Origin of the sequence: Nocardia sp. CS682 (assembly GCF_004634405.1) — a bacterium.
Lineage (GTDB): Bacteria > Actinomycetota > Actinomycetes > Mycobacteriales > Mycobacteriaceae > Nocardia > Nocardia ninae.
Map to the genome: position 1 here is coordinate 4,019,518 of NZ_CP029710.1, position 22,144 is coordinate 4,041,661.

The 22,144-nt window shown below is 67.1% G+C and carries 22 protein-coding genes; 12 read left to right on the top strand and 10 right to left on the bottom strand.

What is annotated here, in order from left to right; all coding sequences use genetic code 11:
- Positions 1-3: 3 nt before the first annotated feature.
- The 4 genes from DMB37_RS18100 to DMB37_RS18115 form a co-directional block, all read right to left on the bottom strand.
- Positions 4-288 (bottom strand): hypothetical protein, encoded by a 285-nt coding sequence (locus tag DMB37_RS18100; RefSeq protein ID WP_107659662.1) that lies wholly within the window; start codon positions 286-288, stop codon positions 4-6.
- Between the two features lie 13 nt (positions 289-301).
- A complete protein-coding gene (locus DMB37_RS18105) occupies positions 302-1,591 on the bottom strand; it encodes an inorganic phosphate transporter (RefSeq protein ID WP_167768877.1) in 1,290 nt (429 codons plus the stop codon).
- A 92-nt stretch (positions 1,592-1,683) separates the two neighbouring features.
- Positions 1,684-2,919, bottom strand: a complete 1,236-nt coding sequence (locus DMB37_RS18110; RefSeq protein ID WP_135233719.1) for a lipase family protein — start codon at positions 2,917-2,919, stop codon at positions 1,684-1,686.
- Positions 2,920-3,126: 207 nt separating this feature from the next.
- Positions 3,127-4,638 carry an ATP-dependent DNA ligase gene (locus DMB37_RS18115; RefSeq protein WP_135233720.1) on the bottom strand — a complete coding sequence of 504 codons (1,512 nt, stop codon included), beginning with the start codon at positions 4,636-4,638 and terminating at the stop codon, positions 3,127-3,129.
- Between the two features lie 93 nt (positions 4,639-4,731).
- Between DMB37_RS18115 and ramB the strand changes: the two genes are divergently transcribed.
- The gene (gene ramB / locus DMB37_RS18120) at positions 4,732-6,138 is read left to right on the top strand and encodes an acetate metabolism transcriptional regulator RamB (protein WP_135233721.1); all 1,407 of its coding nucleotides are present in this window, start codon (positions 4,732-4,734) and stop codon (positions 6,136-6,138) included.
- A 146-nt stretch (positions 6,139-6,284) separates the two neighbouring features.
- Here the strand turns inward: ramB and DMB37_RS18125 are convergent, their stop codons facing one another.
- Positions 6,285-7,517, bottom strand: coding sequence for an MFS transporter (locus DMB37_RS18125; protein ID WP_135233722.1), 1,233 nt, complete (start codon positions 7,515-7,517; stop codon positions 6,285-6,287).
- A gap of 74 nt (positions 7,518-7,591) precedes the next feature.
- Here DMB37_RS18125 and DMB37_RS18130 point away from each other — a divergent pair, with 74 nt between their 5' ends.
- Positions 7,592-8,425, top strand: coding sequence for a TetR/AcrR family transcriptional regulator (locus DMB37_RS18130; RefSeq protein WP_240772442.1), 834 nt, complete (start codon positions 7,592-7,594; stop codon positions 8,423-8,425).
- Between the two features lie 62 nt (positions 8,426-8,487).
- On the opposite strand, the gene DMB37_RS18135 is transcribed toward DMB37_RS18130, so the two are convergent.
- Positions 8,488-10,314 (bottom strand): acyl-CoA dehydrogenase, encoded by a 1,827-nt coding sequence (locus DMB37_RS18135; RefSeq protein ID WP_135233723.1) that lies wholly within the window; start codon positions 10,312-10,314, stop codon positions 8,488-8,490.
- 369 nt (positions 10,315-10,683) lie between these two features.
- Between DMB37_RS18135 and urtA the strand changes: the two genes are divergently transcribed.
- The 6 genes from urtA (at position 10,684) to DMB37_RS18165 (ending at position 16,239) form a co-directional block, all read left to right on the top strand.
- Complete coding sequence (gene urtA / locus DMB37_RS18140; protein WP_135237650.1) at positions 10,684-11,922, top strand: urea ABC transporter substrate-binding protein; 1,239 nt, start codon at positions 10,684-10,686, stop codon at positions 11,920-11,922.
- A gap of 71 nt (positions 11,923-11,993) precedes the next feature.
- Positions 11,994-12,878, top strand: coding sequence for an urea ABC transporter permease subunit UrtB (gene urtB, locus DMB37_RS18145; protein ID WP_107659669.1), 885 nt, complete (start codon positions 11,994-11,996; stop codon positions 12,876-12,878).
- Complete coding sequence (urtC, locus tag DMB37_RS18150; protein WP_135233724.1) at positions 12,875-14,023, top strand: urea ABC transporter permease subunit UrtC; 1,149 nt, start codon at positions 12,875-12,877, stop codon at positions 14,021-14,023. The genes urtB and urtC overlap by 4 nt, the downstream gene beginning before the upstream one ends.
- Positions 14,020-14,841, top strand: coding sequence for an urea ABC transporter ATP-binding protein UrtD (gene urtD / locus DMB37_RS18155; protein ID WP_135233725.1), 822 nt, complete (start codon positions 14,020-14,022; stop codon positions 14,839-14,841). The genes urtC and urtD overlap by 4 nt, the downstream gene beginning before the upstream one ends.
- On the top strand, positions 14,841-15,533 hold the full coding sequence (urtE, locus tag DMB37_RS18160; protein WP_135233726.1) for an urea ABC transporter ATP-binding subunit UrtE: 693 nt from the start codon (positions 14,841-14,843) through the stop codon (positions 15,531-15,533). The genes urtD and urtE overlap by 1 nt, the downstream gene beginning before the upstream one ends.
- A gap of 10 nt (positions 15,534-15,543) precedes the next feature.
- The gene (locus DMB37_RS18165) at positions 15,544-16,239 is read left to right on the top strand and encodes a GntR family transcriptional regulator (protein WP_135233727.1); all 696 of its coding nucleotides are present in this window, start codon (positions 15,544-15,546) and stop codon (positions 16,237-16,239) included.
- Positions 16,240-16,356: 117 nt separating this feature from the next.
- On the opposite strand, the gene DMB37_RS18170 is transcribed toward DMB37_RS18165, so the two are convergent.
- On the bottom strand, positions 16,357-17,223 hold the full coding sequence (locus DMB37_RS18170; RefSeq protein ID WP_135233728.1) for a nuclease-related domain-containing protein: 867 nt from the start codon (positions 17,221-17,223) through the stop codon (positions 16,357-16,359).
- A gap of 317 nt (positions 17,224-17,540) precedes the next feature.
- On the opposite strand from DMB37_RS18170, the gene DMB37_RS18175 reads away from it, so the two are divergent.
- Positions 17,541-18,074 (top strand): carboxymuconolactone decarboxylase family protein, encoded by a 534-nt coding sequence (locus DMB37_RS18175; protein WP_135237651.1) that lies wholly within the window; start codon positions 17,541-17,543, stop codon positions 18,072-18,074.
- A 9-nt stretch (positions 18,075-18,083) separates the two neighbouring features.
- On the opposite strand, the gene DMB37_RS18180 is transcribed toward DMB37_RS18175, so the two are convergent.
- The gene (locus DMB37_RS18180; protein WP_135233729.1) at positions 18,084-18,899 is read right to left on the bottom strand and encodes a TetR/AcrR family transcriptional regulator; all 816 of its coding nucleotides are present in this window, start codon (positions 18,897-18,899) and stop codon (positions 18,084-18,086) included.
- Positions 18,900-19,024: 125 nt separating this feature from the next.
- On the opposite strand from DMB37_RS18180, the gene DMB37_RS18185 reads away from it, so the two are divergent.
- On the top strand, positions 19,025-19,402 hold the full coding sequence (locus DMB37_RS18185; protein WP_135233730.1) for a VOC family protein: 378 nt from the start codon (positions 19,025-19,027) through the stop codon (positions 19,400-19,402).
- A gap of 120 nt (positions 19,403-19,522) precedes the next feature.
- Here the strand turns inward: DMB37_RS18185 and DMB37_RS18190 are convergent, their stop codons facing one another.
- Positions 19,523-20,374: an SDR family oxidoreductase gene (locus DMB37_RS18190; RefSeq protein WP_135233731.1), complete on the bottom strand. Its 852-nt coding sequence runs from the start codon at positions 20,372-20,374 to the stop codon at positions 19,523-19,525.
- Between the two features lie 99 nt (positions 20,375-20,473).
- On the opposite strand from DMB37_RS18190, the gene DMB37_RS18195 reads away from it, so the two are divergent.
- Together DMB37_RS18195 and DMB37_RS18200 are read left to right on the top strand one after the other, a co-directional pair.
- Positions 20,474-20,872, top strand: a complete 399-nt coding sequence (locus DMB37_RS18195; RefSeq protein WP_135233732.1) for a helix-turn-helix domain-containing protein — start codon at positions 20,474-20,476, stop codon at positions 20,870-20,872.
- 54 nt (positions 20,873-20,926) lie between these two features.
- Entirely contained in the window at positions 20,927-21,343 is a 417-nt protein-coding gene (locus DMB37_RS18200) for a PPOX class F420-dependent oxidoreductase (protein WP_135233733.1), read from the top strand.
- On the opposite strand, the gene DMB37_RS18205 is transcribed toward DMB37_RS18200, so the two are convergent.
- On the bottom strand, positions 21,344-22,045 hold the full coding sequence (locus DMB37_RS18205) for a polysaccharide deacetylase family protein (protein WP_135233734.1): 702 nt from the start codon (positions 22,043-22,045) through the stop codon (positions 21,344-21,346).
- Positions 22,046-22,144: the final 99 nt, after the last annotated feature.

Genomic DNA, 22,144 nt, shown 5'->3' on the forward strand with positions numbered 1-22,144 from the left:
CCTTCAGGACTGTCCGAACAGGTGAATGCCGAACCTCGCGGCGATGAAAGCCTTTGCCGTATAGAGGATCCCGGTGATGATCGCCGCGATGATCAGTCCGAAGCAGAGTAGCGCGACGGTCAGCGCGGGGTAGTTGCGTTGCGTCACCCGGCCGTCCGGGGTCACCGTCTCCGCCATCGACCAGAACCGGACGCCGACCGCGAACACCATCGGCAACCCCGCCCCGAGTATCAGCCCGGCCAGCGCGACCTTCCACAGGGAGTTCAGATTGGTGATGAGCGTATGCACGTCCTGCTCCTCTCTAAACCTGCGCCGACCGCGGCGACTTACCGGGTTCCGCGGTCGCGTCCCCGCCGCTCGGTGCCGAGTCCTTCGGGGCGCCTGATTCGTCCTGTTCGGCGGCCGGCTCGGCGCGGGCCGCCTCGGCCTTCGCAACACTGGTCGGCGCGCCCGGCGTGTCACCCGGCCATTCGTTGACGTTGGTGGTGTCGACCGGATCCTTGCGGGAGCGCAGATAGATCAGACCCGACAGCGCCAGCAGGATCGCGAATACCACCAGCACACCGGCCAACCCGCCGATGAAGTGCGCGATCGCCCAGCATGCGGCACCGGCCAGACCGGCCAGCGGCAGCGTGAACAGCCACGCGACCACCATCCGCCCCATCACACCCCAGCGCACCTCGGCACCCTTGCCGAGCCCGGTGCCCAGGATCGAGCCGGTCGCGGTCTGCGTGGTCGACAGCGGCAGCCCGAAGTGGGCTGAGGTGAGAATGATCGCCGCCGACGCGGATTCGGCGGCCAGACCCTGCGGCGACTCGATCTCGACGAGACCCTTGCCGAGGGTGCGGATGATCCGCCAGCCGCCGAGATAGGTACCGGCCGCGATGGCGACGGCGCAGGCGGCCATCACCCACAGCGGCATCTCATCGTTCTTGGTGAGCGAGCCGTGCGCGACCAGTGCGAGGAAGATGACACCCATCGTCTTCTGCGCGTCGTTGGTGCCGTGCGCCAGCGAGACCAGCGACGCCGAACCGATCTGCCCCCAGCGGAAACCCGTCTCCACCTTCGCCGGATCGGACTTCTTGGTGATCCGATAGACCAGCCAGGTGCCGATGGCGGACACCATCGCCGCGATGATCGGCGCGAGCACGGCGGGCAAAATGATCTTGGTGAGCACGCCGTCCGAGCCGGCCGCCCAGATCACGCCGCTGAAACCGAGCGCGGCGAGGGTGGCACCGATCAGGCCGCCGAACAGTGCGTGCGAGGAACTGGACGGCAGGCCGAACAACCAGGTGAGCAAGTTCCAGAGAATGCCGCCGACCAGTCCGGCGAAGACGATGATCAGCAGGTCGTGACCCTGCACGGCATCGAGGCGGACGATGCCTTTGGCCACGGTGGCGGCGACGGCGACCGAGAGGAAGGCGCCGATCAGATTGAGCACCGCGGACAACGCGACCGCGACGCGCGGCCGGAGCGCGCCGGTGGCGATCGAGGTCGCCATGGCGTTGGCGGTGTCGTGGAAGCCATTGGTGAAATCGAATGCGAGTGCCGTGACGATGACGATCAGGAGAACCAGTAATTCGACGGTCACGTGTCCAGTGTGCGGCACGGGTCAATATGATTGCCAGGTGGTTGCGGTTTATCGCGCGTCGCCGGTGCGATAAAGTTGGATCCTGTCCCCTATCAGCCGAATCGAGTGCAGCCGGGGGTCACCGGCTTACCGGCGAAGCGGTCGTCTATCCAGGCATGCGTGCCGGGGATTCCGCTGGTACTGACGATGAAATGTTCACCGGGATATATCTGGAAATTCACCTCGGTACCGCCACGGCACCAATCGGCGTAGAGGTTCTCGGCTCCCGCCAGCGGCACCCAGAACTCGTTCAGACCGTGATACATGAACACCGGGACGGTCGGTGGCAGGGCACCGAGCCGGTTCTGCGCCAGGATCTCCCGAATGAACGGCAGCTCGGTCGGCGCCGCCACATCGGTGAGCGCCTGCACCGGAATCGGCGCCACGATGCCGACGAACTCCTCGGCCGCCATGCAGAAATCCTTGCCGATGCGCGCCATGCGCCAGCCGTTGTCGTTCATCAGGTCGAGCATCTCCGGGTACTCCCGCGCCAACCCCAAGGTCGCGGCGAGGAACACCCCGGACGCGGCATCGCGACCGTTCATGGTGTCGAGCAGCAGGGTGAAATCGGCGGGCACGCCACCGAACGCGGCGCCGACGAGATTGATCTCCGGGGCATACGCCGGCGCCAACTGCGCCGCCCACCCCGACGCGATGGCACCGCCGGAGTATCCGGTGACCACGGTCGGCGCGTCCGGCGCCAGGCCGAGCTCCGGCGTCTGGACCGCGGCCCGAATCGCATCGAGCACCGCGTGCCCGGCCATCAGGCCCGCCGCGTACGCCTGCCGCGGACCCTGATGATCGGGCACCAGCACCGCGTACCCCTTCGACAGCGGGATCTGCGCCTGCCACAGCTTGCTCGACACCATCCGCAGCTCATAGGACGGCGCGCACCGGTGCCCGAGCGAATCGATCGCCGGGTTCAAGCTCACCAGCGGGCGTGGGCCTGCGCCGAGCCACGGGGCCGTCGGCATCAGCAGGGTGGCGACCACGGGGACCGGATTGCCCTTGGCGTCGGTGGAGCGGATCAGCAGCTCCGTCGAGGTCAGGGGCACCATCGTCACCCCGGTGCCTCCCGGACGCGACGCGAGTACCGTTCCGGGGTTGCGGCTTTCGAAGCCTGCCGACGGCGCATAGAACGGATCGCCCAGCGGCGTCGGCATGATCCCGGCGACTTCGCGTGACGGGAACAGCAATTCATCGAGCGGACTGGCATGCGAGTTGACGCCGAGCACCGCGCCGAACGCCACCAGTACCGAAAGGGCAACGGCACAGAACCGCCCCGTCATCGAACCCACTTGACCCCGCTCCCGAAGCAGAAACCTGCCGAACCCCTGCAGTCTGACGTGGACCTACACCCCTGAGGAGCCCACACTTGCAGTGGCAGAGCAATCTTCGCACCGGCTGTCGCGAACCGCCCGACATCGGCCGGACTCCCGCGAGTCGGCAATGAACGGGCTGTGACAACCGACGAGTGTCCCCGTTCGGCGGGCGGGCTAAGGAAGAAGCTCGCGCACCGTGTCGATGGTGTCGGCTTCGGCGGGATCTTTGTCGGGGCGGTACCGGACCACACGCGCGAAGCGCAGCGCCACGCCGCCGGGATAGCGCGGGCTGACCTGGACGCCGTCGAGTGCGATCTCGACGACGAGTTCGGGCCACAGGTAAACGGTCTGCTGGTCGCGGGCGCGTTCGTGCCGGGGGAACTCGGCTGTCTGCCATTGCAGCAGCGCGTCGGTCAGGCCCTTGAAGGTCTTGCCGACCATGACGGGCTCGCCGGTTTCCGGGTCACGAGCACCGAGGTGCAGGTTCGACAGGTAGCCCGTGCGGCGCCCGTAGCCCCATTCCGCGCCGAGGACCAGCAGGTCGAGGGTGTGCGTCGGCTTGATCTTCTGCCAGGACCGGCCGCGCCTGCCCGCCGCGTAGGGGGCGGACAGCGATTTGATCATCACGCCCTCGTGGCCGGCCGCCAGCGCACCGTCGAAATACTCCGCGGCGGCTTCTTCGTCGGGCCGGATCAGCGCGGGAATGCTCTGCGCGGCGGCTACTTTGGTGAGCGCGGCGCGGCGCTCGGACAGCGGGGCGTCGAGCAGGTCGGCACCGTCGAGGTGCAGGCAGTCGAAGAAGTACGGGTGCAGCAGCAGTTCCCTGGTGGAACTCACCTCGGCGAACCGGCTCATCGTTTCTTGGAAGGGTCGCGGCCGTCCGGCATCGGTGAGCGCGAGCGTTTCGCCGTCCAGCACGACGCTGGTGCAGTCGAGGCCGGCGACCAGCTCCACCAGTTCCGGCACGCCCGCGGTGATGTCGCGCAGCGTCCTGGTGAACACCCACACCCGCGAACCGTCGCGATGCACCTGGATGCGGGCGCCGTCCATCTTGATCTCGACACTCACGTCGCCGTCGAACTCGGTCAACGCCTCGTCCAGCGAGGCGCCGGGCGAGGCGAGCATCGGCTGGATCGGCCGGCCCACCTCGAGCCGGAATTCGTTGAGTGCCTCGACGCCGCCGGTCAGTGCCGCGATCGCGGTCACCGGCAGCCGCCCGGACAGCATGTACGCCCGGCGCACCAGCTCGACCGGCACCCCCGCGGCCACCGCGACGGCCTCACTGACGATGGCGGTGAGCGCCCCCTGGCGCAGCTCGCCGGTGAGCAAGCGCAGCAGGAACGCCTGCTCTTCGGCGGTAGCAGCGGTCCAGAGTGCGGAGAGCAGAGCCTTGCGCCTGGCCGCCGATCCGGCACCCGAAGTCTCGGCCAGATCGGACAGTGCGGCGTCGACCGCCGAAACCGTCAGTGTGGCAACGAGTGCCGGAGTAGTGTCCACCGCGGTGAGGGTGCGCCAGCCGGTGCCGATCCGGCCCTGCCGTAGCTCGCCGGATGCCCACGCCACCACCGGCGCGAGTTCGTCCGGCGCGGCGGCGGTCAACAGCTCGGCGAAGGTGGTGATCTTCGTCTTGCGTGACCTGGTCGCGCGGACCGTCTCCGAAGCCTGGACGACATGCGAGAACAACACGAGTCGACGGTAACGCCTCCCTGTGACATATCGCTCAGCACTGCTGCTAATTCCCCATTGGCAGGCTTGCGAAAACGCCCATAAACTGGACACATGGCCAAGACTTACGTCGGGGCGCGGCTTCGTCAGCTGCGGACCGAACGGGGGCTGAGCCAGGTCTCACTCGCCCAGAAGCTGGAGATCTCGGCGAGCTACCTCAATCAGATCGAACACGACGTGCGTCCGCTCACCGTTCCGGTGCTGCTGCGGATCAGCGAGGTGTTCGGCGTCGACGCGACCTTCTTCTCGTCTCAGGACGACACCCGGCTCATCGCCGAGCTCCAAGAGGTCGTGATGGATCAGGAGCTGGGCATCGAGGCCGACACCCAGGAGATCGCGGACATGGTGTCCGCGCACCCGAGCATGGCCCGCGCGCTGGTCAACATGCACAACCGCTACCGCAACACCTCAGCCCAGCTGGCCGCCGCCACCGAGGACCGGTTCTCCGACGGTTCGGGCAGCGCGGCGATCAGCAAGCCGCACGAGGAGGTGCGTGACTTCTTCTACCAGCGGCAGAACTACATCCACGAATTGGACACCGCCGCAGAGGAACTCACCGCACGCATCCGTTTCCACGGCGGCGACGTGAACAGCGAGGTGGCGCGGATCCTGCGCTCGCACGATGTGCGGATCGTGGAGCGCATCGACCTCGGCGAGGGCGTGCTGCACCGGTACGACGAGCAGACCCAGCGGCTGGAGATCGCGCCGCACCTGTCCGGTGGTCAGCGCACGTTCAAGCTCGCCGCCGAGCTCGCCTACTTCGAATGCGGCGGATTGCTCGAAAAGCTGGTCGAGGAGGGCAATTTCGCCTCCGAGGACACCCGCAAGCTGGCGATGCTCGGGCTGGCCAACTACTTCGCGGCGGCAACCGTGTTGCCGTACACGCACTTTCACGAGGTCGCCGAGGACTTCCGCTACGACATCGAGCGGCTCTCCGCGTTCTTCACGCAGAGCTACGAGACCATCTGCCACCGGCTTTCGACCCTGCAGCGGCCGAAACTGCGCGGCGTCCCGTTCTCCTTCGTGCGGGTGGACCGGGCGGGCAATATGTCGAAGCGGCAGTCTGCCACCGGGTTCCACTTCTCCGCCAGCGGCGGCACCTGCCCGCTCTGGAACGTCTACGAGACCTTCGCCTACCCCGGCAAGATCATGACGCAGATCGCGCAGATGCCCGACGGCCGCAAATACCTGTGGGTCGCTCGCACGGTGGAACGCCGGGCCACCCGCTACGGCCAGCCGAGCAAGACCTTCGCCATCGGTCTCGGCTGCGAACTGCGCCACGCGGGCCGGGTGATCTACGCCGACGGTATCGATCTCGACGAAGTCCAGGCCACCCCCATCGGCGCGGGCTGCCGGGTCTGCGAACGGCTCAACTGCCCGCAGCGGGCATTCCCGCCGCTCGGCAAGGTCCTCGATATCAGCGAACACCGCAGCTCGGTGTCCCCGTACGTACTGAAGTAGGCGCCGGACCGAGCGAGTCGCACACCCGTCAACGACGAAGGCCGGCATCGTCCCTCGATGCCGGCCTTGTCAGGTAGCCGCCGATCAGTAGCGCCGCGACAAGTCGATCGGAGCGGCAGCACGACCATCGGCCATCCGCCGAATACTCAGCCAGTCATAGCCTTTCGTTGGATACGCAGCCCCACCAGGGTCATCGCCAACGCGGCGACGAGCAGCGCGGCCAGGGTCCAGGCCAGGGCGGAAAACCCATGCGGCGCAGCGGCGGCCGCGACCAGTGGGCCCGCGGTGGCGCCCACGTAGAAGCTGAACATCGCGACCGACATTGCGGCGGCACGGGATTCGCCACCCAGCTCGCCCGCGCTCTGCAACACCGCGGGGGCGATGATGCCGAGACCGCCGACGAGCACGGCCAGCAGGATCGTCAGCACCGCGAGGTGCGTGCCCTCGAAGGTGGCGGCCACCATCGCGGCGGCGGCGACCAGCACCCCGAGCACGATCTGACTGTGCTTGGACAGCCGCGCCAGCGGCACGGCCAGCAGCGGCAGCGCCACCATCACCGGCAGCGCACCCGCGCGCAGCGTGAGCAACTCGCCGGAATCGGTGACCACACCGGTCAGTTCGAGTCCGGTGTAGATGCCGACCATCACCGCCATGCTCATCGCGCCGGCCACCAGCATCGGCAGCAGCGGCAGGATACCCAGCACCGCGGGGATCGCGGCGTAGCTGTGCCGCAACGGCAGATCCCGGCCGGCCGGGGCGTCGTCGAGCATCACCGCGCGCAGTGCGAACGCGAGCACCGCGAAAAGGACTGCCGAGCCGAGGAATACGGTGCGCCACGGGAACGAGGCGACCACGGCCTGCGAAACGATCTGCGCGACCACGGTCGCGGCGAGGAACGAGGTGGCGATGGACATGGTCACCACCGCGCGGTGCGCGGGCGCGATACGGGTGGCGACGTAGGCCATGATCGCGGGCGGGATGGACCCGACGACGAGGCCCTGCACGATGCGCAGCACCAGGGCGACCGGTGCACTGAAAGCCAGACCGGTCAATAGGGTGACCACTGCGGCGACCAGCATGCCGGTCATCAGCACCCGGCGATGCCCATAGCGATCCGACAGCGGTCCGAACAGTACGAAGCCGCCCGCGTAGCCGAAGGCGAACGCGCTGATGATCCAGGTCATCACGCCGGAGCCGACGTTCCAGTCGGCTTTCATGGCCGTGAACAGGGGAATCGGCACGTACATCTGGCCGGTGGCGAGCAGCGCGGCGAGCACGAAGACGGGCAGGGTGCGCGCGGTGTGCGCGCGCGGGGACGCGCTCGGGGCGGGCGCGGTGGCCGGAGTACCGGTCGTCAGCGGAAGGGTCGGCGTAGCCATGGGACGACAGTAGGACCGCCGCGTGACCATTGTCAACCAAATAGTTGGTTTAATGAGATGGTAAAGTCGGGACCATGACGGCCACGATGAAGCGCAGTGACGCGACCAAACAGGCGCTGCTGCGTGCCGCCCGAGACGAATTCGCCGAATACGGCCTGGCGGGCGCGCGCGTCGATCGCATCGCCGAGGCGGCGGGGGTGAACAAGGAACGCATCTACGGCCTGTTCGGCAGCAAGGACAAGCTGTTCGACGTGATCCTGATCGACACCATGCGCGAGTTCATGGACGTGGTCCAGCCGTTGGCCGAGACCGACGCGGGCCGCTACGTCGGCAAGCTGTTCGACTATCACAACAACAACCCGCAGCTGCTGCGCCTGCTGCTGTGGGAGGGCCTGCACCGCGGTGTCGACGCGCACGACATCGACGGCTGGCGCGCCCAGCACTACGAGCAGAAATTCGACAGGGCCATCGAACAATTCGGCGTCGACGCCCGGTACGCGGGCCGGCTGCTGCTCGCCCTCTGCGGCATGTCCAACTGGAGCCTGGCCGTACCGCAGACCACCCGCCTGCTGCTCGGCGACGGCGCCGAGGACAAGGACGCGACCCGGGAGTTCATGCAGGAGTTCGCCAGGGCGGCGATGCGCAACTTCCCGCCCGCTCCGGAGCCCGCCGCGGCGGCGAAGACCACGCCGGTCAATGACTTGACCACCTCGCTGGACAAGTCGAACAGTGTCGACCGGGCAGCGCAACGACTCCGCGACGCCCAAGCAGCGGCCGACGCGGCCCGCGACGAACTGGCGGCAGCCCTGCGCGCCGCGCACACCGAGGGCACCAGCGCCAATCAGCTGGCCCGTCAGGTCTCGGGCACCCTGTCCCGCCCGGTGGTACTGAAGCTGCTCGCCGACTGAACGCCAGAAGGCGCCCTTACCCCGGCTGAGCCGAGCACAGGACGCCTTCGGTCGGCTGCGGGCTAGAAGGCCGCTTCGTCCAACTGCATGATGTCGTTGTCGATCGCGGCGATGATCGCCTTGGTCGCGGTCAGCTCCGGCAGCACGTTCTTCGCGAAGAAGCTTGCCGCAGCGACCTTTCCGGTATAGAACGCCCGGTCCTTCTCCGACGCCTCGGAGGCCAGTGCGGCGGCCGCGATCTCGGCCTGCACCAGCAACCGCCAGCCGATGAGCAGGTCACCGACCGAGAGCAGGAAGCGCACCGAGCCGAGGCCGACCTTGTACAGCTCGGCCGGATCCTGCTGCCCCGCCATCAGGAAGCCGGTCAGCGTGGCCGCCATCGCCTGCACGTCAGCCAATGCTGTGCGAAGCAGCTCGCGTTCGGTCTCGAACCGCCCGCTCTTGGTGTCGAGGAATGCGGCGATCTGCCCGGTGACGTGCCCGATCGCCACGCCCTTGTCCCGAATGATCTTGCGGAAGAAGAAGTCCTGTGCCTGGATCGCGGTGGTGCCCTCGTAGAGCGAGTCGATCTTCGCGTCGCGGATGTACTGCTCGATCGGGTAGTCCTGCAGGTACCCCGACCCGCCGAGGGTCTGCAGGGATTCGGTCAGGTACTGGTAGGCCCGCTCCGAGCCGACACCCTTGACGATCGGCAGCAGCAAATCGTCGACCCGGTGCGCCAATTCGGCGTCCGCGCCCGAAACCAGCTCCGCCACATCGGGATTCTGATGCGCCGCCGTGTACAGATACACCGCGCGCAGACCTTCGGCGTATGCCTTCTGCAGCGCCAGCGAGCGCCGCACGTCCGGGTGCCGGGTGATCGGCACGCGGGGCGCGGCCTTGTCGCTCATCTGAGTCAGGTCCGCGCCCTGGATGCGCTGCTTGGCGTAGTCCAGCGCGTTCAGGTACCCGGTGGACAGCGTGCCGGTGGACTTGATGCCGACCACCATGCGCGCATTCTCGATCACCTGGAACATCTGCGCGATGCCGTTGTGCACGTCACCGACCAGCCAGCCGACCGCGGGCACCTCGCCGCCGAAGGTGAGCTCACAGGTAGGCGAGGACTTCAGGCCCATCTTGTGCTCGACATTGGTCGCGTACACGCCGTTGCGGGCGCCGAGCTCGAGCGTCTCGGGATCGAACAGAAATTTCGGCACGTAGAACAGCGACAGGCCCTTGGTGCCCGGTCCCGCGCCTTCCGGGCGGGCGAGGACCAGGTGGAACATGTTTTCCGCGGTGTCGCCGACATCGCCGCCGGAGATGAACCGCTTGGTGCCCTCGATGTGCCAGGTACCGTCGGGCTGCTCGATCGCCTTGGTGCGGCCCGCGCCGACGTCGGAGCCGGCGTCCGGCTCGGTCAGCACCATGGTGCCCTGCCAGCCGCGTTCGTAACCCTCGGTGGCCCAGCGTTGCTGCTGCTCGTTGCCGACGTTGTAGAGCACCGAGCCCATCACCGGGCCCATGTTGAAGAAGCACGCCGCCGGGTTGGCACAGACGATCATCTCCTGGACGGCCCAGACCACCGCGGCGGGCGCGGGCGTGCCGCCCATGCCCTCGGGCAGGCCGAGCCTGCTCCAGTCGGCGTCGTGCGCGGCCGTGATGGACTTGCGCAGCGCATCGGGCACCGAGATCGAGTAGGTGGCCGGGTCGTAGGCGATCGGATCGCGGTCGGCGGCCGCGAAGGACTCCGCGATCGGCCCCTCGGCCAGCCGCTTCACCTCGGCCAGGATCTCCCGCACGGTGTCGGAGTCGAGATCGCCGTAGGCGCCCGTGTCGAGCAGCTTGTCCAGCCCGAACACCTCGAACAGATTGAACTCGATGTCTCGCACGTTCGCCTTGTAGTGACCCACGACGGTCCTCCCAGGTTTCGGCCGTTCTGACGATGTACAAACGCAGCCTGCCGTACCGCGGCGACGCTACGCAACCGTAAGCTCGGCGGCCCCTCACCGAGGTTCACCAGGCGGTAACCGCAAACGTTCACACGGACGAAACAGACGAAACGGACTCGTCACCGAGAGATATTCCGGCGCAACAACTTCTGTCTAACGTTCGCTGCACGAATACACCCGCTGTATACACCTCCGGCGACAGCCCTGACCGGTGCGAAAGCGGAGGTATTCGCCGCGGTGCACGCCGTGCCGCCGAACTACCTGATGAAGTGAGAAGGGTCCCGCCCCATGTCAGATACCCGTGCCATCCCTCGATCCCGCTCCCGGCGCATGGTCGAAACGGTGGCCCTTCCCGCCGCGGTCGCGCTCGCCGGATTGTTGCTGACCGCCTGCGGCGCCAAAGACGACGCAGGCACCACCGGGTCGAACGCTGCCTCCTGCGTCGACACGTCGAAGGATTCGATCAAGGTCGGTTCACTGCACTCGCTGTCGGGCACCATGGCGATCTCCGAGGTCACCGTCGCCAACTCGACCAAGCTGGCGGTCGACCAGATCAACGCCGCGGGCGGGGTGCTCGGCAAGAAGATCGAGCTGGTGCTCGAGGACGGCGCGTCGGACCCGAAAACCTTCGCCGAGAAGGCGGAGAAGCTCATCAGCGCCGACTGCGTGGCGGCGGTGTTCGGCGGCTGGACCTCGTCGAGCCGCAAGGCGATGAAGCCGAAGTTCGAGAGCCTGAACGCACTGCTCTACTACCCGGTGCAGTACGAGGGTCTGGAAGACAGCAAGAACATCTTCTATACCGGTGCGACCACCAATCAGCAGATCATTCCGGCGCTGGATTACCTGAAGCAGAAGGGCATTACGTCCCTTTATCTGGTCGGCTCCGACTATGTCTTCCCGCAGACCGCCAACCGCGAGATCAAGGCGTACGCGAAGGCCAACGGCATCGAGATCAAGGGTGAGGACTACACCCCGCTGGGCTCGACCGACTTCTCCACCATCGTGAACAAGGTGCGTAATGCCAAGGCGGGCGCGGTGTTCAACACCTTGAACGGTGACTCGAATGTGGCGTTCTTCCGCGAATACACCAACGCGGGACTGAAAGCCGCTGAGATGCCGGTGGTTTCGGTGTCCATCGCCGAGGAAGAGGTGGCCGGCATCGGCGCGCAGAACATCGCGGGGCAGCTGACCGCGTGGAACTACTACCAGACCGTGGACACCCCGGTGAACAAGAAGTTCGTCGCGGACTACAAGGCCGCGTTCGGCGCGGACAAGCCCACCTCGGACCCGATGGAGGCCGCGTACGCCTCGGTCTTCCTGTGGAAGAACACCGTGGAGAAGGCGAAGTCGTTCCAGGTAGCCGACGTTCAGGCCGCGGCCGACGGCGTGAGCTTCGAGGCGCCCGAGGGCCTGGTCACCCTCGACGGCTCGAACCACCACATCACCAAGACGGCCCGGATCGGCGAGATCCGGCCGGACGGGCTCATCTACCCGGTGTGGGACTCGGGTAAGGCGATTACGCCCGACCCGTACCTGAAGTCCTACGAATGGGCCAAGGGCCTCAAGTAATTCGCCCGATCGGTGTGGGGTGGCAGCGTTTCGCGGCCACCCCACGTCGGCCCGATATCCGAGGAGTCCCTGTGGACGTCGTGATCGGTCAGCTCTTCACGGGGCTGAGTCTGGGATCGATTCTGTTGCTCGCCGCGCTTGGCCTCTCGTTGACCTTCGGTCAGATGGGCGTGATCAATATGGCGCACGGCGAGTTCATCATGGCCGGGTGCTACACGACTTATGTTGTGCAGAAGGTCATTTCGTCGGCCGGCGTTTCGCTGGTGGTGTCGCTGCTTGTCGGCTTTCTGGTCGGCGGGCTGCTGGGCGCGGCGCTGGAGATGGGCCTGATCCGCTGGATGTACGACCGGCCGCTGGACACCCTGCTGGTCACCTTCGGTGTCGGGTTGGTGCTGCAGCAGCTCGCCCGTGATCTTTTCGGCGCGCCCGCCAAGAACGTCATCGCGCCGGAATGGCTCAGCGGCGGTGTCACCATTCTGGGTGCCGTGGTGCCGAAGAGCCGCATCTTCATTCTCGTGCTGGCCGTGGCCGCGGTGATCACGCTCGCGACCGTAATGAAGACGACGCCGATGGGGCGCCGCATCCGGGCGGTCGTGCAGAACCGCGGCTTGGCTGAAACCAGCGGCGTATCAAGCCGTTTCACGGATATCAGCACGTTCTTCATCGGGTCGGGCCTGGCGGGAGTGGCCGGTGTCGCGCTGACCCTCATCGGTTCGACCAGTCCGACCATCGGACAGAGCTATCTGATCGACGCGTTCCTGGTCGTCGTGATCGGCGGACTCGGCCAGATCAAGGGCACGGTGATCGCGGCGTTCGCGCTCGGCCTGCTCAACTCCTACATCGAATACTCGACCACCGCGTCGATCGCGAAGGTCATCGTGTTCGTCGTCATCGTCATCTTCCTGCAGGTGCGTCCGCAGGGCCTGTTCACTGTCCGCACAAGGAGCTTGGCATGACCACGCTGATAGCACGGTGGCGCGCACACTCGACAGTGACCGCGCTGGGCGGCTTCGGCCTCGCCGCCGTTCTGTTGTTCGCGGTGGCGCCCGCGATGCTCAGTGACTTCCGGTTGAACCTGCTCGCCAAGTTCCTCTGCTTCGCCATTGTGGCGGTCGGCATCGGATTGGCCTGGGGCCGAGGCGGAATGCTGACGCTCGGGCAAGGCGTGTTCTTCGGTATCGGCGCCTACATCATGGCGATGCATCTGCAGATGGCCGATGCGGCGCGGCTCGGCAACGAGGTGCCGGAGTTCATGGAGATCTCCGGTATTCGCGAATTGCCCTCGTTCTGGCAGCCTTTCGCGTCCACGCCGGTGGCGCTGCTCGGCATTCTGGTGCTGCCCGCGCTGGTGGCGGCGGTGCTCGGGTACGGCGTGTTCAAGCGGCGGGTCAAGGGCGCCTACTTCGCCATCCTCAGTCAGGCGTTGGCCGCGGCGCTGGCGATCCTGCTCACCGGTCAGCAGGCCATCGGCGGATTCACCGGGCTGTCGGACTTCCGGGCCTTCTTCGGCTTCAAGCTGTCCGACCCGGTGAACCGCAAGATGCTGTTCTTCATCGCGGCGGGCACGCTGCTGGTGGTGGTCGCGCTGGCGCGGCAGCTGATGCGCAGCCGATACGGCGAATTGCTGGTGGCGGTGCGTGATCAGGAGGAGCGGGTGCGTTTCCTCGGGTACGACCCGGCCAACGTCAAGATCGTCGCGTACGTGGTCGCGGCGTTCTTCGCCGGTATCGCCGGTGCGCTGTTCACCCCGATCGTCGGCATCATCTCCCCCGCCGATATCGGCGTGGTGCCCTCCATCGCCTTCCTCATCGGCGTAGCGATCGGCGGCCGGACCACCCTGCTCGGCCCGGTGCTCGGTGCGATCGGTGTGGCGTGGGCGCAGACCGCGTTCTCCGAGGAGTTCCCGTCCGGGTGGACGTATCTGCAAGGCGTGCTGTTCATCGTGGTGATCGGCTTCATCCCGGCCGGGCTTGCCGGCGTCTGGCCGATGCTGAAGGGCGTGCTGGACAGCAGGTTTCGCCGATCCCAACCGACCGTAGCCATACCGGTAGTCGTCGAACCGCAGCCCGAGATCGAGCCGGAAAAGGTGGAAACCCGATGACCACACCCGAGCCCAAACCCGGTGGCAATGCCGGCATGTCGAGCGAGTACCTCGAAATCCGGGGCCTGTCGGTGAGTTTCGACGGCTTCAAGGCGGTCTCCGACGTCGATCTCACTGTGCTGCAAGGTGATCTGCGCTTTCTGATCGGCCCCAACGGCGCGGGCAAGACCACGCTCATCGACGCGATCACCGGCCTGGTGCCTGCGACCGGATCGGTCCAGAAGACCGGCGTCGAACTGCTCGGCAAGAAGGTGCACCAGATCGCCAGGCTCGGCATCGGCCGCACCTTCCAGACGGCGAGCGTGTTCGAACAGCTCAGCGTGCTGCAGAATCTCGACATCGCCGCGGGCGCGGGCCGCTCGGCGCTCACCATGCTGCGCCGCCGCAAGTCGGTGCTACCCACCATCGAGGAGGCGCTGGAGATCACCGGCCTCGGCGACCTGCGCGACAAACCCGCCGGTGTGCTCGCACACGGTCAGAAGCAGTGGCTGGAGATCGGCATGCTGCTGGTGCAAAATGCGTCGGTGCTGCTGCTCGACGAGCCGGTCGCGGGCATGAGCGCCGAGGAACGCGAGGAGACCGGAAACCTGTTGCGCCGCATCGGCGGTGCCCGCATCGTCGTCGTGGTCGAGCACGACATGGACTTCATGCGCGCCTTCGCCAGCTCGGTGACCGTGCTGGCCGGCGGCACAGTGCTCAGCGAGGGCACCGTCGAGCAGGTGCAGGCGGATCCGAAGGTGCAGCAGGTCTATCTCGGCACGGCCGCCGCGATCGGTACCGCGCTGGCAGACCCGGCCACGGTGAAGGAGTCCGTCTGATGCTCGAGCTCATCGATATCCATTCCGGGTACGGCCGGACCGAGGTGATCCACGGTGTGTCGGTGACCGTTCCGGACGACAGCGTGGTGGCCATCATGGGGCACAACGGCGCGGGCAAGACCACGCTGTTGCGTACCGCGGTTGGGTTGATCGGCGCCAAGTCGGGTCAGATCAGGCTCGATGGCGAGACGATCACCAAGCTGTCCCCCTCGCGGCGGGTACGGCGCGGGGTCGCGTATGTGCCGCAGGGGCAGCAGAGTTTTCCGCAGTTGACCACGGCGGAGAATCTGCAGGTGGTCGCCGACGGCCGCAAGCGCGGTAAGGCGTTGATCGACGAGTCGCTGGACCTGTTCCCCGCGCTGCGGGAACTGCTGAGCCGCAAGGCCGGTCTGCTCTCCGGCGGGCAGCGACAGCAGTTGGCGATCGCCCGTGCGCTGATCACCGAGCCGCGGCTGCTCATCCTCGACGAACCCACCGAGGGCATCCAGCCGTCGGTGGTCGCCGAAATAGAGCGCACCATCATCGATTTGGCTCAGCGTGGCGGGTTGAGTGTGCTGCTGGTCGAACAGCACATCGGCTTCGCACTGCAAGCGGCGCAGCGCTACTACATCCTGGCCGCCGGTCGGGTCACCGCCACGGGCGCGGGCGGCGCGGGCGCGGAGACCGCGGTCCGCTCGGCGATGGCGATCTGAGCTGACCGCTGTGCCGGGTGCTGGACGGATCCCGTTGCGCGAGCTGGTGTATCACTCGCTGCGCCGGGATCTGGCCGCCGGGGTGTTCGTGCCGACCGAGCGGCTCGGCGAGAAGCGGCTCGCGCAGCTCTACGAGGTCTCGCGCACGCCGGTGCGCGAGGCCCTCGCCCGGTTGCAGGCCGACGGGTTGGTGGAGCGGCGCTCCGCCGGACTGTTCCCGTACCGACCGCGGCTCGACGAGCTCGATCACCTGTACGAGCTGCGTATTGTGCTGGAGGCCAGGGGGATGCAGCGGGTACGCGTCGACTCAATGAGCGCCGCACACGATCTCGAGCTGATCCGCGCCGAGCTCGACACCTGGCAGACGCTGCGCGACGACCCGCCGGAGCCGGGCCACGCGCTGGCCGCCGATGAGCATTTCCACACCGTCCTGCTGGCAGCGGCAGGGAATTCCGCACTGGCAGAAGCACTTACGGTGGTGCATCGTAGGGTGCGCCCGGTGCGCACTTTGGACGCGCCGACTCCCGATCGGGTCGCCACCATGATCGCCGAACATATTGCGATCGCCGAGCAACTGTTGTCCGGCAACGTGCAGGCCGCCCTGCAGGCCCTCACCACGCATATCGATAGTTCCCGCACCCATGTCCTCGCGCGCGCTCAGCGGGCCCTCGAACTCACCAAATTGGCACAGGCCGTGCGGGATTGACAAACCAACGTGTTCAGGTCGGACAACATGTCCCCGAACTGGTTCGGGCGCCCCGGAGCCGTCGGCGCTCGAGCAGGCGTCACGCGGCAGTGTGCGGCCGACTTGGGACCGTCCCGCTCAGCAGTCCGGCTGGAACGGCCAGCAGGTAGTCGGCGGGGTGGTTGTCGGTGCCGGGGTTGTCGTGCTGGTTTCCTCGGGTGTCGGATGGGAAGAATCTCGCGCCAACGAGGTGGCGACCACGCCGATCACCGCGAGCATCCCGACGACCGCCAGCGCGACCACGGCCCACCCGGCGTAGGAATGCCGTTTCGTGGGGACTCCCGGCGTCGGCTCGACCCGCGGTTTGGGCGGGCGCGGTATGACACTCGGGGTTTGTTGCGGCACCTCTTCGAAACCGGCGGCGATCAGGTCGGCACGGGATGGCGCGAGCTCGGCGAGGCTGAGTGCGGTGCAGTCCCGGAGCACGCGGTCGGCCGTCCACTTCCGTGCTCCGGCTGAGAAGCCTTCGAGATAGATGCGCAATTCGGTGGCATCGGCGACATTGCCGACGACGACATCGAGTCCGGGACGCAGGTTGGTGCGCGACGGCCGCACCACCGCGCCGCGAAACGGCACGAGAACCACGGCGCCACACACGTGCCCAGGGTCCAGCAACGCCCGCTCCAGCGTGGTCTTCACCGCGTGAATTCCGTGTTCCAGCCGATCGGAGGGGCTGCCTGCCGGCTCGTCCAGGTCCGCAGCGGCATCACTGATCTTCCACGGGCCCTCGGCGGCGATGCTGAGAATGCCGCTCTGCCTGCGACGAAAACCCTTGACCTCGAGCACCGTCAGCCCGCGCGGCGTCCAGATCACCGCGTCGATCTGCCGGTCGCCGACCCGCAGATCGATCACGGCGAGGGCGGCCGAGGGGTAGGAGCGCAGACATTCGACGAATTCTTGTTCGGCCCCGGACAGCTGCGCCCCGGGCCTGACCCTCACCAGCATGTCGAGCTTGTCCGCCTCTCCGCATCATCAGGCCGTGCTGGATCAGCGCCACATAGCTGCGCTGCCGGGCCGCGGTCTGGAGCACGGCGAGCTCTGTGCGCCCCATCGAGGTACCCGTATCCGCACAAAATCGATCGTAACGGGGTAATCCCCAGGCTGCGCGGGCAATTCGGCAGCTGCCCGACCTGCGCGGCACTCGGAGTCGGTCGTGGCCATCGATCCGGGGCGTACTCGCCGGTAGGCTGACGGCTCGGCCCGGCGCCGCCCGGCCGCTCACCCCTCGTACCCGGAGGAGCCGACAGAGCATGGTTTCAGCGCTGCGACCACGCATTTCACCCGGACGCCTGCGGGAGCTGGGTCCGATCAACTGGGTTGTCTGGCAGGTGCTTTCCAAGGCCGCGGGCACCGACGACGCCCACCTGTTCAGCACACTGGGCCGCACCAGAGGGCTGTTTCGCGGCTGGCTGCACTACTCCGGCAAACTCATGCCTGGCGGCAGGCTGCCCCGGCACGAGTCGGAGCTGGTCATTCTGCGCGTCGCGCACCTGCGTGAGTGCGAATACGAGATGGACCACCACATTCGGCTCGGCAAGCGGGCCGGGGTGACGGCGGAGATCCTCGACCGCGTGCGCACCGGACCGGACGCGCCGGGCTGGACCGACAAGCACCGCGCCCTGCTCGCCGCCGTCGACCAGTTGGTGCGGACCCGCGACCTGGACGACGCGCACTGGGCGGCACTGGCCGGGCACTACGACGAGCGCAGCCTCATCGAGATCGTGCTGCTGGTCAACCAGTACGAAGGGCTGGCCGCCACCATCACCGCACTGCGCATCCAGCGCGACGGGGTGTAGCGCAGGCGCTCAGCGCTTTTCGATGAGCGCGGCCAAACCGTCGAGGACCCGCGCGAGGCCGAAGTCGAAGGCATGGTCGGCGCTGTAGGCGGCGTCATATGCCATCCCGGCGGTGGCTCCGACGCGGGCGCCGACCGGGTATTGCCGCGGGTCGAAGACCTGCTCCAGCAGCGGCGCGGCGCGCTCCCACCACTGGTGATCCGACATCGCGCTGTCCGTGGCCGCGCGGGCGGCGTCGATCGCGATGCGGGCCACCGAGGTGACGAAACCGAGGACGTAGGTGAGTGAGGCGTCCATCGTGACGTCGTCCAGGCCGAGGCCCTCGAACGCGCGCAGCTCGTGGTCGTATTTCGCGGCCATGCCCGGACCGAGTGGCGGTCGGGTGGTCGGCAGGTAGGCGACCCACGGGTGACGGGTCAGCATGTCGCGGTTCGCCACCGCGATGGTGGTGACCCGATCGCGCCACGGCAGTTTCGACAGGTCCGCGCGGTCCATCTCGGCGTAGACCTGGTCCACCATCAGGTCGATCAACTCGGCTTTGCCGGGCACGTAGGTGTAGGTGGCCATGGGGGTCAGGCCGAGTTCGGTGGCGACCGCGCGCATGGTGAGCGCGTCGATGCCTGCGGTGTCGGCGATCTCGATGGCGGCGGCGACCACGGCGTCCACGCTGCTGCGCTGTTTCGGGCCGCGCGTGGGAGTCTGGCTGCCCGCGACCCGCCACAACAACTCCAGTGTGCGAACGGGATCGCCTGCGCTGCTGCGGTCCTGTTTGCCGCGGCGCGGTGTCGCCGCTGCGTCGGGCCCCTGCGCCGAACCGTCGTCCACCCTGCCTCCTCGCCTGGTCGACACGATCGTATCGGCGTGACGCAGGTCATAGTGCGGCCGCCCGGGAATTCTTCTACAAAGTACAGCGTACTATGTATAGAGTTAATTGATCCCGAGGAGGGCTCATGAATATCACCGCTTCCGCCATCTCGCTCAACGTTCCCGATCCGCAGGCCTCGGCGAAGTTCCTGATCGACCACCTCGGCTTCGTCGAGAAGATGTCGGCCGATGGATTCGTCTCGCTGGACCGGCCCGACGCCGGGTTGAACGTGATCTACCTGCGCACCGGGCTGGCGAGCTTCAAGCCGAAGAGCCAGGCGGGCAGTGCGGGCGAAGGGCTCCTCGTCGTGTTCGTGGTGGACGACATCGACGCCGAATACGCCCGGCTACAGGGCGAGGGCGTGCCGATCGTCACGCCGATCGAGACCGAGGAGTGGAATGAGCGCTACTTCCAGATGAGGGATCCGAACGGGATCATCGTGCAGCTCGTGCAGTGGGTGTGAGCTGCTGACGGCGGGGTTCCACATCAGGGACCCCGCCGTACACCCCGGCCTGGACGGACACTTTCGCCGAGTCGAGCGGCAATTCAACGCAATGACCGCGAAAGTGTCCGTGCAGCACGGTTATCCGAGCGCCGCCCGGAACACCTCGACCGCAGGCGTGGACGCCCGGCCCAGCAGCTTCTGCAGATCGCCGCTGTGCACATCGAGGATGCCGGTCGCGATGCCTGCGTCCGCATCGGCGAGGGTCTTCGCGTAGGCAGCGGGCAGACCCGCCTGCTCGAGCGCGGCGGCATAGTCCGCCTCGGCCAGGTTCTCGTAACGCACCGGCTTACCGGCGGCCTCCGAAATCACCTGGGCCAGATCGGCATACGTGAGATGCTCGTCGCCGCCGAGCTCGTACACCTGACCGGCGTGCCCGTCGGTGGTGAGCACCTTCGCGGCCACCGCCGCGTAGTCGGCGCGCGCCGCACCGGCCACCCGGCCCTCCCCCGCCGCGCCGTGCAGCACGCCGGACTCGACCGCGTGCGCGAGCCCGCCGAGGTAGTTCTCCCAGTACCAGCCGTTACGCAGGATCACGTGCGGGACAGTCGCCTCCGCGAGCACCGCCTCGGTGCCGATGTGCTCCTGGGCAAGGATCAGCGGGTTCTCCGTGGCCCGGGGAATGCTGGTGTAGGCGAGCAGTTGCACGCCCGCGCGCTCGGCGGCGCGAATGACGTTGGTGTGCTGCGCCACTCGTGCGCCGAATTCATTACCGGAGACCAGCAGCACGCGATCGACCCCGGCGAGCGCACGGTCCAGCGAGTCGGCGTCGTCGTAGCTCGCCTGGCGGACCTCGGCGCCCAGTTCGGCGAGGTCGGCGACCTTCTGCGGGTCACGCACGATCGCAACCACCGAAGTGGCGCCCTCGCGCAGCAGAGCCTGTACGGCGAGACGGCCCAGTTGTCCACTGGCACCGGTGACGGCAACGGTCATGACTACCTCCAAGAGTATGTACGGTTCGGCAAGCACTAACTATTAGTAAGTACTATGCATTCATACACCACTTTGGTCAAGATGGGTACTATCGGGTGCATGAGTACGCAGCGCACATCGTCGCCAGATCTGGACGATCCGACGCTGGAAGCCGACGTTTTCGCGAAAGACTGCACGTCACGGCCGGTGTTGCAGAATGTGACCAGCCGCTGGGGCATCCTCGCCCTGGTCGCGCTGCGCGACGGCTCGTATCGCTTCAGCGCACTACGCAGGCGCGTCGACGGCGTCAGCGAGCGGATGCTCTCGCAGACCCTGCAGGCGCTGGAACGCGACGGCATGGTGCACCGCGAGGTGCACGAAACCATCCCGCCGCGCGTCGAATACACGCTGACCGAGCTCGGCGCGCAGGTCGCCGAGCAGCTCCACTCGCTGATCCACCTGGTGGAGCAGAGCATGCCGCAGGTCCGCGCCGCCCAGGAGACCTACCACCGGGATTGATCCCGCTTACGCGCGCTGGGAAGAGACCTGGATCACACGCGGTTGAATAGCACCATGGAACTCGCCCAAGCAGTCGACTTCGCCCGTACGCACCCCAGGTCGGTCCTCACCACGATCCGGCGCAACGGCCGCCCGCAGCAGTCCAATGTGCTGCACGTGATCGGCGATGACGGCCTCATCCGCATCTCCATCACCGCCGATCGGGCGAAGTACCACAACCTGGTGCGCGAACCATGGGCCGCCATCCACGTCAGCCGCGAGGACTTCTTCGCCTACGCCGTGATCGAGGCCATCGCCTCGGTGACGCCGGTCGCCGAAGATCCGCACGACCCCACCGTGGAAGCGCTCGTCGACTATTACCGCGCTGCGAACGGTGAACACCCCGACTGGGACGACTACCGCCGAGCCATGGTCGCCGACCGGCGCGCCCTGGCCATACTCACCCCGACGCACGCCTACGGCATGCTCTGATCAGCGCTTCAGCAGATCCGACACCGTGACGAAGGTGTAGCCCGCGGCACGGAGTTCGGCGACGATGCGCGGGATGGCGGCCAGCGCGGGGGCCGCGTACTCGTGCATGACGTGCAGCAGAATGATGGAGCCGGGGCGCACCTGCGCCACGGTGTCGGCGACGAGTTTGTCGGCGCTCGGCTTCCCGCCCGAATCGGGCTCGACATCCCAGGTCACCGTGGTGCGGTCGTGGTCGGACAGATACTTCGGCAGCGCCCACAGTTTCTTGCCGTTGGGCGGACGGAACGTAATGGGGCCCTGGTAACCGGTTTTCGCGATCTCGGCGTCGGTGCGTTCGACCTCGTCGCGGACGGTGTCGGCGGAGACCAAGACCATCCGCCGATGGTTGTAGGTGTGGTTGCCGATCTCGTGGCCGGCCTCGGCGATCGCTTTGCCGTGCGCCGGGTGAGCGGCCAGATCGCGGCCGTTCAGATAGAACGTGGCCGTAACCTGGTTGTCCGCCAGCGTTTTCAGCACCTCAGGCGCTTTGTCGGTCGGGCCGTCGTCCAGCGTCAACGCGACCACCTTGTCGGTGGTGTCGACCCGATCCACCAACCGCCCCGCCAACTGGTACGTCCGCGAATTCATCAGGTAATAGCCGCCGACCGCCGCCGCCAGCACGACGACGAGCACCAATGCACCACCGATGAGCCACTTCCGCATCCCTGCTGTCTAGCAGACCGGCGCGACGTTGGCGAGCCGACGACAGCTCCGTTGCGGTACGAAAAACGGTGGCGCCCAGACCTTTCAGGTCCGGACGCC

Excerpts from the sequence above, each read along its gene's own strand:
- DMB37_RS18185 (WP_135233730.1), top strand. The coding sequence starts at position 19,025 with ATGAATATCACCGCTTCCGCCATCTCGCTCAACGTTCCCGATCCGCAG.
- DMB37_RS18130 (WP_240772442.1), top strand. The coding sequence starts at position 7,592 with ATGACGGCCACGATGAAGCGCAGTGACGCGACCAAACAGGCGCTGCTG.
- DMB37_RS18125 (WP_135233722.1), bottom strand. The coding sequence starts at position 7,517 with ATGGCTACGCCGACCCTTCCGCTGACGACCGGTACTCCGGCCACCGCG.
- urtA (WP_135237650.1), top strand. The coding sequence starts at position 10,684 with ATGGTCGAAACGGTGGCCCTTCCCGCCGCGGTCGCGCTCGCCGGATTG.
- DMB37_RS18200 (WP_135233733.1), top strand. The coding sequence starts at position 20,927 with ATGGAACTCGCCCAAGCAGTCGACTTCGCCCGTACGCACCCCAGGTCG.
- urtE (WP_135233726.1), top strand. The coding sequence starts at position 14,841 with ATGCTCGAGCTCATCGATATCCATTCCGGGTACGGCCGGACCGAGGTG.
- ramB (WP_135233721.1), top strand. The coding sequence starts at position 4,732 with ATGGCCAAGACTTACGTCGGGGCGCGGCTTCGTCAGCTGCGGACCGAA.
- DMB37_RS18190 (WP_135233731.1), bottom strand. The coding sequence starts at position 20,374 with ATGACCGTTGCCGTCACCGGTGCCAGTGGACAACTGGGCCGTCTCGCC.
- DMB37_RS18205 (WP_135233734.1), bottom strand. The coding sequence starts at position 22,045 with ATGCGGAAGTGGCTCATCGGTGGTGCATTGGTGCTCGTCGTCGTGCTG.
- DMB37_RS18110 (WP_135233719.1), bottom strand. The coding sequence starts at position 2,919 with ATGACGGGGCGGTTCTGTGCCGTTGCCCTTTCGGTACTGGTGGCGTTC.
- urtD (WP_135233725.1), top strand. The coding sequence starts at position 14,020 with ATGACCACACCCGAGCCCAAACCCGGTGGCAATGCCGGCATGTCGAGC.
- DMB37_RS18195 (WP_135233732.1), top strand. The coding sequence starts at position 20,474 with ATGAGTACGCAGCGCACATCGTCGCCAGATCTGGACGATCCGACGCTG.
- DMB37_RS18170 (WP_135233728.1), bottom strand. The coding sequence starts at position 17,223 with ATGCTGGTGAGGGTCAGGCCCGGGGCGCAGCTGTCCGGGGCCGAACAA.
- urtC (WP_135233724.1), top strand. The coding sequence starts at position 12,875 with ATGACCACGCTGATAGCACGGTGGCGCGCACACTCGACAGTGACCGCG.